Source organism: Herbaspirillum sp. BH-1, from assembly GCF_002870055.1.
Lineage (GTDB): Bacteria > Pseudomonadota > Gammaproteobacteria > Burkholderiales > Burkholderiaceae_D > Herbaspirillum > Herbaspirillum frisingense.
The window spans coordinates 181,143-194,984 of sequence record NZ_PKOI01000007.1 but is presented as its reverse complement, the minus strand read 5'-3'; the positions used below and the strand labels follow the sequence as shown (position 1 = coordinate 194,984).

The 13,842-nt window shown below is 61.9% G+C and carries 12 protein-coding genes; 2 read left to right on the top strand and 10 right to left on the bottom strand.

Annotation, left to right across the window (positions count from 1 at the left end; translation table 11 throughout):
* Positions 1-54: 54 nt before the first annotated feature.
* From HBH1_RS12120 to HBH1_RS12075, 10 genes are all read right to left on the bottom strand, one after another.
* Positions 55-1,722, bottom strand: coding sequence for a PhoH family protein (locus tag HBH1_RS12120; RefSeq protein WP_102662958.1), 1,668 nt, complete (start codon positions 1,720-1,722; stop codon positions 55-57).
* A gap of 422 nt (positions 1,723-2,144) precedes the next feature.
* Positions 2,145-2,621 (bottom strand): peroxiredoxin, encoded by a 477-nt coding sequence (locus HBH1_RS12115; protein ID WP_102662957.1) that lies wholly within the window; start codon positions 2,619-2,621, stop codon positions 2,145-2,147.
* A gap of 70 nt (positions 2,622-2,691) precedes the next feature.
* Complete coding sequence (locus HBH1_RS12110) at positions 2,692-3,633, bottom strand: polysaccharide deacetylase family protein (protein ID WP_102662956.1); 942 nt, start codon at positions 3,631-3,633, stop codon at positions 2,692-2,694.
* Positions 3,634-3,887: 254 nt separating this feature from the next.
* Positions 3,888-4,943, bottom strand: a complete 1,056-nt coding sequence (locus HBH1_RS12105; protein ID WP_006462634.1) for a bifunctional UDP-4-keto-pentose/UDP-xylose synthase — start codon at positions 4,941-4,943, stop codon at positions 3,888-3,890.
* Between the two features lie 29 nt (positions 4,944-4,972).
* Positions 4,973-5,890, bottom strand: a complete 918-nt coding sequence (locus HBH1_RS12100; RefSeq protein WP_102662955.1) for a formyltransferase — start codon at positions 5,888-5,890, stop codon at positions 4,973-4,975.
* On the bottom strand, positions 5,887-6,843 hold the full coding sequence (locus HBH1_RS12095; RefSeq protein ID WP_102662954.1) for a glycosyltransferase: 957 nt from the start codon (positions 6,841-6,843) through the stop codon (positions 5,887-5,889). Before HBH1_RS12095 ends, HBH1_RS12100 begins: the two co-directional genes overlap by 4 nt.
* A 180-nt stretch (positions 6,844-7,023) precedes the next feature.
* Positions 7,024-8,154 carry a DegT/DnrJ/EryC1/StrS family aminotransferase gene (locus tag HBH1_RS12090; RefSeq protein WP_102662953.1) on the bottom strand — a complete coding sequence of 377 codons (1,131 nt, stop codon included), beginning with the start codon at positions 8,152-8,154 and terminating at the stop codon, positions 7,024-7,026.
* 82 nt (positions 8,155-8,236) lie between these two features.
* Positions 8,237-8,608 carry an EamA family transporter gene (locus HBH1_RS12085; protein ID WP_006462630.1) on the bottom strand — a complete coding sequence of 124 codons (372 nt, stop codon included), beginning with the start codon at positions 8,606-8,608 and terminating at the stop codon, positions 8,237-8,239.
* Entirely contained in the window at positions 8,605-10,347 is a 1,743-nt protein-coding gene (locus tag HBH1_RS12080) for a glycosyltransferase family 39 protein (protein WP_102662952.1), read from the bottom strand. Before HBH1_RS12080 ends, HBH1_RS12085 begins: the two co-directional genes overlap by 4 nt.
* A gap of 55 nt (positions 10,348-10,402) precedes the next feature.
* Complete coding sequence (locus HBH1_RS12075; RefSeq protein WP_102662951.1) at positions 10,403-10,783, bottom strand: Mth938-like domain-containing protein; 381 nt, start codon at positions 10,781-10,783, stop codon at positions 10,403-10,405.
* A 393-nt stretch (positions 10,784-11,176) separates the two neighbouring features.
* Here HBH1_RS12075 and HBH1_RS12070 point away from each other — a divergent pair, with 393 nt between their 5' ends.
* Positions 11,177-12,406, top strand: a complete 1,230-nt coding sequence (locus HBH1_RS12070; RefSeq protein WP_006462627.1) for a pyridoxal phosphate-dependent aminotransferase — start codon at positions 11,177-11,179, stop codon at positions 12,404-12,406.
* A gap of 72 nt (positions 12,407-12,478) precedes the next feature.
* Positions 12,479-13,789 (top strand): homoserine dehydrogenase, encoded by a 1,311-nt coding sequence (locus HBH1_RS12065; RefSeq protein WP_006462626.1) that lies wholly within the window; start codon positions 12,479-12,481, stop codon positions 13,787-13,789.
* Positions 13,790-13,842 lie beyond the last annotated feature (53 nt).

The window sequence follows — 13,842 nt, the reverse complement described above, 5'->3', positions numbered from 1 at the left end:
AAAGCAAAAAGCCACGTTACCGTGGCTTTTTGCTTTTCTGCGGAAGAAAACTGCTTACAGCACGTCGCTGGCGTGATCAGCCAGGCGGGAACGTTCGCCCCGCGCCAGAGTGACGTGGCCGCTGTGCGCCCAGCCCTTGAAGCGGTCGACCACATAGGTCAGGCCGCTGGAGCCTTCGGTCAGGTAGGGCGTGTCGATCTGGGCGATGTTACCCAGGCAGACGATCTTGGTGCCCGGACCCGCACGCGTGACCAGCGTCTTCATCTGTTTGGGCGTGAGGTTCTGCGCTTCATCGATGATCAAGAACTTGTTCACGAACGTACGGCCGCGCATGAAGTTCAACGACTTGATCTTGATACGCGAGCGGATCAGGTCCTGGGTCGCTGCCCGGCCCCATTCGCCGGCGTCGCCGTCAGACTTGTTGAGCACTTCGAGGTTGTCGTCGAAGGCGCCCATCCAGGGGCCCATCTTTTCTTCCTCGGTCCCTGGCAGGAAACCGATGTCTTCGCCGACCGGCACCGTCACGCGAGTGACGATGATTTCGTTGTAGAGCTTGGTTTCCAGCACCTGCGCCAGGCCAGAGGCCAGTGCCAGCAGGGTCTTGCCGGTACCGGCCTGACCCAGCAGGGTGACGAAGTCGCACTCCGGGTTCATCAGCAGGTTCAGCGCGAAGTTCTGCTCGCGGTTGCGGGCGGTGATGCCCCAGACGCTGTTCTTGGCGTGGCCGAAGTCGCGCAGGGTCTGCAGTACCGCCGTCTTGCCGTTGATCTGCGACACCTGGCCATAGAAGGCCGGTTCGCCGTTCTTGGGCTCGATGAAGACGAACTGGTTGACCAGCAGCGATGGCACGTAGGGACCGGTGACGCGGTAGTAGGTATAGCTGCTGCCATGGCGGCTTTCCTGCCACGACTCCATGCCCTTGCCGTGCTTGTTCCAGAAGTCGTCCGGCAGTTGCTGGATGCCCGAGTACAGCAGGTCGGTATCTTCCAGCACGTGGTCGTTGAAGTAGTCTTCGGCGGGCAGGCCAATGGCACGCGCCTTCAGGCGCATGTTGATGTCCTTGGACACCAGCACCACCGGACGCTCCGGATACTGCTGGTCCAGCGCCCGGACCACGCCCAGGATCTGGTTGTCGGCCTTGCCCTCGGGCAGACCTTCCGGCAGGGCGGCATTCTGCAGCTTGGTCTGGAAGTACAGGCGGCCCTTGGCATCCTTGTTGCCCAGCTTGGAGAGCGGAATGCCCAGGTCGATGGCGTCCTCGGCGATGTCGGACACCAGCGCATCCAGCGAGCGCGAGATCTGGCGCGCATTGCGGGCGACTTCGGACATGCCCTTCTTGTGGTTGTCCAGCTCCTCCAGCGTCACCATGGGCAGGTAGATGTCGTGTTCCTCGAAGCGGAACAGCGAGGTCGGATCGTGCATCAGCACGTTGGTATCCAGCACGAACAGCTTGGACTTGCCCAGCTTGTCAGCCACGCGGCTGGTGGGCGACTTGGGACGGACTTCGGCGCTCTTGGGCGCGGCTTTCGGTTTTTCGGCGACAGCAGCGGTCTTGCCGGTGATGCGCGCACGGGGTGCTGCGACCTTGGCATCGGCGACGGCGGGAGCGGCTACGGCGACTTCTTGTGGTGCGACAGCGGGAGCGGACGTTTCAACGAGAGTGATGTTCGGTTTGACAGGCTTGTTGCGATCGGCCTTGGGATAGTCCTCGGGAGACAGCATCGAAGCTGGTTTGCTCGGCATTTTGGGCAGGGGCATCAGGACCTCGGAAGTGGATGAAGAAAACTCCGCTTTGTCAGAGCGAACAGGTGAAGCAGAACAGCGAACAGCAAAGGGAAGCAGGGTGAAGCTGCGGGGCCGAGAAGTCTAATGAAACCCTTGCCGGGCAAGCTGGCAAACGGGTGCGCAAGGGCTTGATTAGAGGTGGCGGCAAATCGAAAAGTAAAAAAGCCGTTTCGGCAGGCCTGAGGCCTAAACCTGAAACGGCTTCCAGCAAACGTTTTTCTGTTTGAATTCAATGGCTTGTATCGTTTGACCGCATTTTTGTCGAACGCGTCGGAAACGCTTGCCAGACGGATCCTTCGCTGCCGGAACCAGCTGCCTTTTGGGCAACACGACAGTCGCGGCAGCGAATATCGTTCAGTTCAGGCAAGGGTGTTGATGAAGGCCAGTACCTCATCCACGTGGGCAGGAACCTTCACTCCACGCCATTCTTTCACCACTTTACCTGCGCCGTCAATCACAAACGTGCTGCGTTCCACGCCGCGAACCTGCTTGCCATACATGTTTTTCATCTTCATGACATCGAACATGGTGCACAGGGTTTCATCGGGGTCGGAGATCAGCTCGAAAGGCATGCCCAGCTTGCCTTTGAAGTTTTCATGCGACTTCAGGCTGTCGCGGCTGATACCGAAGATTTCGGTGTTGGCGGCCTGGAATTGCGGGTGCAGGTCACGGAACTGCATGCCCTCGGTGGTACAGCCCGGGGTGTTGTCCTTGGGATAGAAATACAGCACCAGGTTCTTGCCCCGGTAATCGGCCAGGTTGAAAGTCTTGCCACTGGTCATGGCGGCCGAGAACTCCGGCACGGTCTTGTTCAGGATGGATGGTCGGTCTGTCAAAATGGCGCCCCGTAGGTGAAGTCTTGTTGGTGGAAGTGATGCCGGCCAGAAGCTCGATCTGTTGCCGGGATTACATGGCCTGAACGATCATCTCGCCCGAACGCCCGGGCAATTCGCCCCAGCTGATCGGCAGGATGGGCAGGACGTCGTTGCGGATACTGTCGTAGTAGTCACCCATGGAGACCAGTTCGTATCCCTGGGCGCGCCAGCCTGCCAGCAATCGTTCGAAAATGGGGGCGAGTTTCTGCCCTTCAAGTTCGGCGTGCAAGGTGAAGACATGGTCACGCGGCTCCCTGGTCAACTGCAGCAGGAAATCGGCGGCGTTGCCCGCATCGATCAGCTTGCCGCCGATCTCGCGTCCCAGGATTTCGTCCAGCGTGGGCAGGGTGGTCGGCAATTGCACGCAGGACAGCGGCTTGCCGAATGCCGAGAGCCGATGCGGGCCGGCGTCCTGGTCGGCCAGGCGGCCATCCGCGCGCAGTTGCGAGCGACCGTCGGAGGAGTAGGCCATGCCGAACTGGTCCAGCTGCACGAAGGCATGGTCGTTCATCTGCCAGCCGGCGGCGCCGTGGGTACGCGGCGCCTCGCCGAAGATCTCGCGGTAACGGGCATGGGACTGGTGCATGGTCTCGACCGTCCACTGGGCATCGGCGGTGCGCACATCGTCCTGCCAGACGCGGTGGTCCCAGGTGTGGATGCCGCATTCGAAGCCGGCATCACGCGCCTGGCGCATGAAGCCGGCGCAGGTCTTGCCGATGTCGGGTGCCGGCAGCAGGGTGCCGTACATCAGGGTCTTGATGCCATAGTGCTCCACCACCGAGGTGCGCGACACCTTGCTGAAGAAGCCGGGACGGAAGATCTGCTTGAGCGCCCAGCCGGTGTGGTCGGGGCCCAGCGAGAACAGGAAGGTGGCGCCGGCGCCATGGCGGCGCAATTGCGCGATCAGGTTGGGGACGCCGACGCGGGTGCCGCGATAGGTGTCGGCGTCGATCTTGAGAGTGAGTTTGGGCAATTCGCTGAACCGGGAATGGGTAATGGCCGTGTCGCGCCATGGTGTGGGGCAGGCTCTGGAAGAAGACGCCAACGCCCGCCGACAAGTTGCGAGACTAGCATTGTGCGGCCGATAGAACAATATGCAGCGATGCAGCAAAATGGGGCAAACAGGCTGCAGATCGGCTCATGATGATGGTCTCTGTGACGGTTTCACGCCGGAAAAAACAAAACCGCGCCAGAAGCGCGGTTTTGCGGGCCGTGGCGGGATGGAAATCAGTCCATCAGGGCACGGGCTTCGGCGACCTGGCTGCGGTAGGCGTCGAAGATGTTGCGCAGGGTGTCGGCCATGGTGGTCTTGGGTGCCCAGTTCAGTTCTTCGCAGGTATTGGTGATCTTGGGGACGCGGTTCTGCACGTCCTGGTAACCCTTGCCGTAGTAGGCAGCGGAGGTGGTCTCGACCAGTTGCACCTGCTTGGCAGTGTCGGCGTATTCCGGATACTCCGCAGCCAGCTTCAACATCATGTCGGCCAGGTCCTTGATGGAGTAGTTGTTGACCGGGTTGCCGATGTTGTAGATCTTGCCCGTAGCCACGCCGCCTTCGTTGGCGATGATCTTCATCAGCGCGTCGATACCGTCATCGATATAGGTGAAGGCGCGCTTCTGCAGGCCGCCGTCGACCAGGGAGATGTTCTCGCCGCGCACGATGTGGCCAAAGAACTGGGTCACCACGCGGGACGAGCCTTCCTTGGGGGTATGGATCGAGTCCAGGCCGGCGCCGATCCAGTTGAACGGGCGGAACAGGGTGAAGTTCAGGCCGGCTTCCATGCCGTAGCCCCAGATCACGCGGTCCATCAGCTGCTTGGCGCAGGAGTAGATCCAGCGCGGCTTGTTGATCGGGCCGCAGATCAGCTCGGACTCTTCCGGATCGAATTCCTCGTCGTGGCACATGCCATAGACTTCCGAGGTCGAGGGGAAGACCAGGTGCTTCTTGTACTTGGCGGCCGAACGCACGATCGGCAGGTTGGCTTCGAAGTCCAGCTCGAACACGCGCAGCGGGGCGTTGACGTAGGTCGACGGGGTGGCGATGGCCACCAGCGGCAGGATCACGTCACACTTCTTGACGTGGTATTCCACCCATTCCTGGTTGATGGTGATGTCGCCCTCGAAGAAGTGCATGCGCGACTTGTAGGCCTCGTTTTCCAGAATGTCGGTGATACGGTCGGTCATCATGTCCATGCCATAGACGTGCCAGTCCGTGGTTTCCAGGATGCGCTTGGACAGGTGGTGGCCGATGAAGCCGTTGACGCCGAGAATGAGGACTTTTTTCATAATGTTGAGAGCTAGTGAATGGCCGGACTTCAGGAGGCCATGTATTTCAGGTAATTGTTGAGTGAAGCATCCTGATCATTGATCTGGATGCCCAGGATCTGGAGGAAGTTGCCATCGCCACAACGGGCGTACAACTTGCCGCCTTCGAAGAACTTGTCCTGCATGCCATGGGCCCGCTGCAGCGCAGGGTGGGCCGATGGCGGAACCAGCCGGGTTCTCGTGACCGTAATTTTATCACCCGCGATTTCCTCGAAGGCGCCGGGGTAGGGCGGCGCCACCGCGCGCACCAGATTATGGACTTCGCGGGCGGTGCGGCGCCAGTCGATGCGGCCATCCTCGGGCTTGCGGCCGCTGAAGTAGCTGCCCTTGGACAGATCGTTGGGCAGCTGCGGCGTGCGACCCGCCAGCATGGCCGGCAGGGCAGTCCACAGGGTCATCTCGGCGGCCACCACGACCTTGCCGAAGACTTCGTGCGCCGTGTCGTCGGGCAGGATGGGCACGGCCGTCTGGGCCACGATGCTGCCGGCGTCGGGCTTGACGGTCATCTCATGCAGGGTGGCGCCGGTCTCGGTCTCGCCATGCAGCACCGCCCAGTTGATCGGCACGCGGCCGCGGTACTTGGGCAACAGCGAGCCGTGCATGTTGTAGGCGCCACGCCGGGCGGTCGCCAGCACTTCCACAGGTAACATGTGGCGGTAATAGAAACTGAAGATAAAGTCAGGCTGCGCCGCCTGCACCTGGGCCAGCAATTGCGGCGACTTGGGGTCGGTCGGAGTGATGCAGGTGATGCCGTGCTCACGGCAGACCCCGGCCACGGAGCCGAACCAGATGTTCTCGGCGGCATTGTCTTCGTGCGTGACCACCAGCGAAACCTGCACGCCACGGGCGAGCAAGACTTTCAGGCAGCGCACCCCCACGTCATGGTAGGCGAATACGACGGCGTTCATAGGGCTTGCTTGTCTTCCGAAGAGGATTGCTCGAGGATGGCCTGCACCACGTAGCGGGGGCGCGCGCGCACCTGCATGTAGATGCGGCCGATGTATTCACCCAGCAGGCCGATCGAGAACAGGATCACGCCCATCAGGAAGAAGGTGATGGCGAACAGCGTGAAGACGCCGCCCACTTCCGCGCCGATCAGCAGGCGGCGCAGTACGATCAGGATGAACAGCGCCGCCGAGGCGAAGGACAGGCCGATACCCAGCAGCGAGAAGAACTGCAGCGGCACCAGCGAAAAACCGGTCACCAGGTCGAAATTGAGGCGGAGCAGGCTGTAGAAGGAGTATTTCGATTCCCCGGCCGAGCGCTCTTCATGCTCCACCACGATCTCGGTCGGATTGCGCGAGAAGGTGTAGGCCAGGGCCGGCACGAAAGTATTCACCTCGCTGCAGCGGTTGACCAGGTCGATGACGTTGCGGCCATAGGCGCGCAGCATATTGCCCTGGTCGGTCATCTTGATGCGGGTGATCTTCTCGCGCAGGCGGTTCATGGCCTTGGAGGCATAGGTGCGCCAGGCCGAATCCTGGCGCTTGCGGCGGATCGAGCCCACGTAGTCGTAGCCCTCGCGCATCTTGGCGACCAGGTTGCCGATCTCCTCGGGGGGATTCTGCAGGTCGGCGTCCAGCGTCACCACCACATCACCCCGGGTCGCCTCGAAACCGGCCATGATGGCCATGTGCTGACCGTAGTTGCCATTGAAGAGCACCACCCGCGTGACGTCCGGACGCAGCCGATACTGTTCGGCCAGGATGCCGGCCGAGCGGTCGCGGCTGCCATCGTTGACGAAGATGACTTCATAGCTGTAGCCCAGCGCGTCCAGCGCCGGGTAGAGGCGCTCGAACAGTTTGGAGAGCCCGGATTCCTCGTTGTAAACCGGGATGACGACGGACAGTTCTGGTTTCATCAAATATCGAATGCTGGAAATGCAGGTACTGAAATAAATCAAAGGCCCGATGCGCTGCGACAGTAGCGGTCGCAGCGTTCAGGCCAGCGTGTTGCACAGGTGACGAATTGCGTTGGCTGCAAATTGTGAAAATGCAAATAAATCGAATTATGCCGAAATTTTCGAACAATTCCGCAAAAATCAGCCAAGCACCGATTTTACCGTTTCAACCGCGCGCACAACGTCCTCTTTACGCATGACATTGAACATCGGCAGGGAAACGATGCGCTGGCCGACGCGTTCGGCCACCGGGAACATGCCTTCCTTGAAGCCGCGTTCACGGTAGAGCTTGAGCAGGTGAATGGCCGGGTAGTGGTAGCCGATGCCGACCTGCTTTTCCATCATCTTTTCCATGAAGGCAGCACGGGTAATGCGTTCCGGCAGCACCAGCTGGAACATGTGCCAGTTCGAGTTCTCGAAGTCGGCCACCGGCAGCTGGGCACCATAGTTGGCCTCGAAGTCGCTGCCGAAGCAGGCGAAGTAATGGCGTGCCAGCTCCTTGCGGTGGGCGGTCACTGCGTCGATATGGGCAAACTGGCCCAGGCCGATGGCGGCATTCACATCGGTCAGGTTGTACTTGCCGCCCAGCACGTCCACTTCCAGCCCGTCGAAACCGCTGCGGGTGACGCCCTGCAGGCGGTACTTCTCGGCCAGGCGCGCTTCGTCGGCATTGTTGAGCACCAGGAAGCCGCCTTCGGCGCTGGTGATGTTCTTGTTGGCCTGCAGGCTGAAGGAGACAAAGTCGCCGAACGAGCCGATGCGCTTGCCATTCCAGGTCGAACCCAGCGCCTGGGCGGCGTCTTCCACCACACGCAGCTTGTGCTTGGCGGCAATCGCATACAGGCGGTCCATGTCCACCGGCAGGCCGGACAGATAGACCGGGATGATCGCCTTGGTGCGCGGCGTGATGGCTGCGTCCAGGCGGTCCAGGTCGATATTGCGGGTGATCGGATCGATGTCGGCGAATACTGGCGTGGCACCGGTTTCCAGGATCACGTTGGCCGTCGCCACCCAGGAGATGGGGGTGGTGATGACTTCGTCACCGGGGCCGATGCCGGCGATGCGCAGCGCGATTTCCATCGTGCAGGTGCCGGAATTGAAGGTGCGCACGATGCGCCCGCCCAGGTATTCCGACAGCGCCTTTTCGAACGCCTGGACCTTGGGGCCGCTGGTGATCCAGCCCGAGCGCAGTACCTCGCCGACGGCGGCGATCGTGGCTTCATCGATGGTGGGTTTGGCGAAAGGCAGGAATGGCAGCGAAGGCAGGCTCATGGTGGAATCCGGTCAGACGATATTCAGGATGGGAGGGCCGCGCGGCGCTGGCGGGCGCCGCGCGGCGACCCGGTATTGTAAATCAGCTTCGGGTCAGCAAGACCACGCCGACAATGATCACGCCGATGGCCAGCAGGCGCTGCATGGAAATGGCCTCGCCCAGGAAATACCACGCGCCGATGGCGTTGATGATGTAACCCAGGGACAGCAGCGGATAGGCGATGGTCACGTCCACCCGCGACAGGCCGATGATCCACACGCCCACCGAGATCACGTAGCAGGACAGGCCGCCGATGATGGGTAGTTGGGTGGCCAGCTTCAGACCGGTGGAAAACCAGTTGTCCGCGGTCAGGTGGATCGCGCCCACGGCATTGGTACCGGCCTTGAGCAGGAGTTGCGCTACTGCGTTCAGGCAGATGCCGACAAAGATGAAGCCAAATGTCGCCAGGTTCATTTGCCGGCCTTTTTCTCGCCGTTGGCATGGGCAGCGGCAGGAGTGGACGCAGGCGGCGGATCATTGGCCACGATGACGCGGCGCGGATCCTGGCCGATCAGGCGCATGGGCAGTTTGCGTTCAACCAGTTGCTTGTAGATGGTCGGGTCGATGATGGCGATGTCCTTCTTGCCGGCCGCATTGTCGGCCACCCATTGGGCCACGAAGGCGTCCACCGTCGGCAGCCACAGCTGCGGTTCCTGTTTCAGGCCGAACTCCATTTCGTCGGCGTGCTGCACCAGGGTCATGGTGCGACGCAGGTAGAAGGGCAGGGCCTGTTCATAGCGGCCGACCAGGTAGATCGGGGTTTCCGGCTTGAGCTCGGCCTGCAGCGCCGGCACATAGTCGACGCCGGCCGAATAGCGGCCTTGCGGGTCATGCCCCAGCAGCAGCAACTGTCCGGCCACGAAGGCGGTCGCCGCCAGCGAGGTGACGGCCCAGTCCTTGTGCTGGCGGGCCAGGCGAATGGCGGCAATGCCGCCGACGAAGAAGATCAGCGCCGCGGCGTAGAGATAGGGTACGTGGGCTTCCACCAGCGGCAGCGAGTAGGCATCCTTGGCCATCGACGGCACGCGCGGGATGAAGGCCAGCGCCACTGCAGCGGGCAAGGCCACCAGCGAACCGGCCCAGGCCAGCGCCTTGTAATCGGCTTCTTCCAGGTAGCAGGCGATCAGCAGTGCCAGCGCGGGGAAGATCGGCAGCACATAGGAGGGCAGCTTGGAGTCCGAAATGCTGAAGAACACGAAGATGAACACCGCCCACACCAGCAACAGCCGCTTGGGCTGGAAGCGACCGCCGTTGAGGCTGTTGTAGCCCGCCGTATCGCGTTGTTCGCGGGTGCCTTTCCACAGACTCTGGAAGAACACGCCCAGCCACGGGATGATGCCCAGCACCAGGATGGGGATGAAGTAATACCACGGGCCGGTGCGGCTATGGATCTTGCTGGTGAAGCGCTGGAAGTGCTCGTGGATGAAGAAGAACTGCGGGAATTCCGGGTTGCGCAGCGACACCGCCACGAACCAGGGCGTGCAGATGGCAAAGAACAGGATCAGGCCCTTGACCAGATGCAAGCGCTTCCAGATCGCCCAGTCGCGGGCGAAGAAGGTGTAGAGCACCAGCACCGCACCCGGCAGCACGATGCCGATCAGCCCCTTGGACAGCACCGCCAGGGCCATGCCGGCCCAGCACAGCAGCATCCAGTTGCGCTGGCCCTCGCGGGAGGCGCCGTCGCGCTGGGCCATCAGCAGGGCACACAGGGCGATGGTCATCATGCCCGACAGGCCCATGTCCAGCGTATTGATATGGCCCATGCCGGCCCAGAAGAAGCTCGACGCCAGCACCAGCGCGGCATAGAAGCCCACGCGGCCGTTGAAGACGCGGCTGCCGGTGTAGCCGGCCAGACCGATGCCGAGCAGGCCGCACAGGCCCGTCCACAGGCGTGCCTGCCATTCACCCAGGCCGAACAGCTCGAAGGTGATGGCATTCATCCAGGTCTGCAGCGGCGGTTTTTCGAAATACTTGATGCCGTTCAGGCGGGTGGTGATCCAGTCCTGCGTGGCCACCATTTCGCGTGCCATCTCGGCGTAGCGGCCTTCATCGGTGGGCACCAGGACGCGAGCGCCCAGCATCCAGAACCAGACCAGCAGGAAGAGGATAAGCAGCGTCCAGACGAACGCCTTGGATTTGTACAGTTCGCGCATTGACAGCGGTTCCTTGTTGCGTGTTCTTGGGTTTCTTGTCGCGGCAAGTGCCGGTTCAGGCTTGCGGCGCGATGATCAGCGCCAGTGCCACCTTGCGTCCCTCGGCCATGAGGATGTTGTAGGTGCGGCAGGCGGCCTGGTTGTCCATGCATTCCACACCGATGCGGCGCGCCGTGAGTACGGTGGTCAGCTTGGGGTGGACGAAGCGCTGGCGCTCGCCGGTACCCAGGATGACCACGTCGGGCGCGGTGGCGTCGATCTGGTCGAAATGCTGCGGGGTGAGCGCCTCGAAGCTGTTCACCGGCCAGGGTACCGGCTCGGTTTCGGGCAGCACCAGCAAGCTGTTGGTGAAACGGATGGCATTGAGCTCGACACCGTCCTCATCGTAGGCGGTGACGGTCTGGTATTGCTTGGTCTCGGTCGTGTGGAGCTTCATCGCAGGATGGGCAGGATGGGTTGCAGGCGCCCGGTCCGGGCAGACGGCCGGGCCGGGATGTCATGGCGACATGCATCGCGGCAACGTGGTCGTAAAGTGCGCCATTGTAGCCGTTTCCGACCCCGGCGCACGCCTATTTGATTGATAAAATGCTTAGCTTTGGGCAAAATGGCCGGTTACCGGCGGGCCCTTGGGGCGCCGTCACCGGCTTCTTTGCAGGTGCTTTACATTGCACTGCAGCGGGCAGGAACATGCAGGAAAATGACGGCAAGCGTGGTAATGGAGAGGACCGCGAGGCAAAGGTTCCGGTACCGCCATGCAAGCCGAGAGACCCGATGAGATCCGATGGGGGCCAGGCTGGCCGAACCCTGCGAAACGATTAGAGGAAGAGCTGTGCGACCGATTCAGAAATCCAAGAAGCTGGCAGATGTGTGTTACGACATTCGGGGTCCCGTGCTGGAAAAGGCGCGTCAGATGGAGGAAGAGGGCCACAAGATCATCAAGCTCAACATCGGCAACCTCGCCGCCTTCGGCTTCGATGCGCCCGACGAGATCGTACAGGACATGATCCGCAACATGGGCAATGCCTCCGGCTATACCGACTCCAAGGGCCTGTTCGCCCCGCGCAAGTCGGTCATGCACTACACCCAGCAAAAGAAGATCGAAGGCGTCACCATCGATGACATCTACCTCGGCAATGGCGCCTCCGAGCTGATCGTCATGAGCGTCAACGCGCTGCTCAACACCGGCGACGAAGTGCTGGTGCCGTCCCCCGACTACCCGCTGTGGACCGCGGCCGTGAGCCTCTCCGGCGGCACCCCGGTGCATTACGTCTGCGACGAGCAGCAAGGCTGGCAGCCCGATATCGCCGACATCAAGAAGAAGATCACCCCCAACACCAAGGCCATCGTCGTCATCAACCCCAACAACCCGACCGGCGCGCTCTATTCGGTCGAGGTGCTCAAGGAAATCATCGAACTGGCACGTCAGCACCAGCTGATCATCCTGGCCGACGAGATCTACGACAAGGTGCTCTACGACGGCAACACCCACACCTCGCTGGCGTCGCTGGCCGACGATGTGCTGTTCATCACCTTCAACGGCCTGTCCAAGAACTATCGTTCCTGCGGCTATCGTGCCGGCTGGATGGTGGTCTCGGGCGAGAAGAAGCATGCCCGCGACTATATCGAAGGCCTCAACATGCTGGCCTCGATGCGCCTGTGCGCCAATGCGCCGGGCCAGTTCGCGATCCAGACCGCGCTGGGCGGCTACCAGAGCATCAATGACCTGGTCGGCCCCAACGGCCGCCTGACCAAGCAGCGCGACCTGGCGCACAAGCTCCTGACCGACATCCCGGGCGTGACCTGCGTGAAGCCCAAGTCGGCGCTGTACATGTTCCCGCGCCTGGACCCGGAGATCTATCCGATCAAGGATGACCAGGAATTCGCCTACGAACTGCTGGCCGAGGAAAAGGTGTTGATCGTGCAAGGCACCGGCTTCAACTGCCCCACGCCGGACCACTTCCGCGTGGTGTTCCTGCCCAATACCGACGACCTGACCGAATCCATGGGCCGCATCGCCCATTTCCTGGAGGGCTATCGTCGCCGCCACGGCACCGCCTGACCGTTTCTGCAGTAACCCGTCCTGCCCGCTGATGCGGACCAGGCGGTCTTTTTCATCAACCACGAAGACAATATGAAATCCATCAAAGTAGGTTTGCTCGGCATCGGCACCGTGGGTTCCGGTACTTTCAATGTTCTCAAGCGCAACCAGGAAGAGATTGCGCGCCGTGCAGGCCGGGGCATTGAAATTACCATGGTCGCCGCTCGCAATACTGCCCGCGCGACCGAACTGACCCGTGGCGAAGTCAAGGTCGTCAACGACGGCAACCTGGTGGTGAACGATCCCGAGATCGATATCGTCGTCGAACTGATCGGCGGCTACGACACCGCCCGCGACCTGGTGCTCAAGGCGATCGCCAACGGCAAGCACGTGGTCACGGCCAACAAGGCCCTGATCGCCACGCATGGCAACGAGATCTTCAAGGCCGCGCAGGAAAAGGGCGTCATGGTGGCCTTCGAGGCGGCCGTGGCCGGTGGCATTCCCATCATCAAGGCACTGCGTGAGGGCCTCACCGCCAACCGTATCCAGTGGGTGGCCGGCATCATCAACGGCACCACCAACTTCATCCTCTCCGAGATGCGCGACAAGGGGCTGGACTTCGACGTGGTCCTGAAGGAAGCGCAGCGCCTGGGCTATGCCGAGGCCGATCCGACCTTCGACATCGAAGGCGTGGACGCAGCCCACAAGCTGACCATCATGGCCTCGATCGCCTTCGGCATCCCGGTGCAGTTCGACAAGGCCCACGTGGAAGGCATCACCAAGCTGCAGGCCAGCGACATCACCTATGCCGAAAAGCTGGGCTACCGCATCAAGCTGCTGGGCATCACGCGCCAGACCGAGAAGGGCATCGAACTGCGCGTGCACCCGACGCTGATCCCGGCCTCGCGCCTGATCGCCAATGTCGAGGGTGCCATGAACGCCGTGGTGGTGCGGGGCGACGCCGTCGGCGAAGCCCTGTACTACGGCAAGGGTGCCGGTTCCGAGCCGACCGCCTCGGCCGTGATCGCCGACCTGGTCGACATCACCCGCCTGGCCACGGCCGATCCGGAACACCATGTGCCTTCGCTGGCTTTCCAGCTCAATGCCATGGCCGATACCCCGGTGCTGCCCATGAGCGAAGTGGTGACCAGCTACTACCTGCGCATCCGCGTGGCCGACCAGGCTGGCGTGCTGGCCGATGTCACCCGCATCCTGGCCGATTCGACCATCTCCATTGACGCCATGCTGCAGAAGGAGCCGGGCGAAGGTGAACAGCAGACCGACATCATCATGCTGACCCACCAGACCCAGGAAAAGAACATCGAGGCCGCCATCGCCAAGATCGAAGCCCTGTCCACCGTCGTGGGCAAGGTCACCAAGATCCGCCTGGAAGAGCTGAGCTGATCCCCGGCCGGTCAAGTCTGGCCGCCAACGAAAATCGGAGCCCGCGGGCTCCG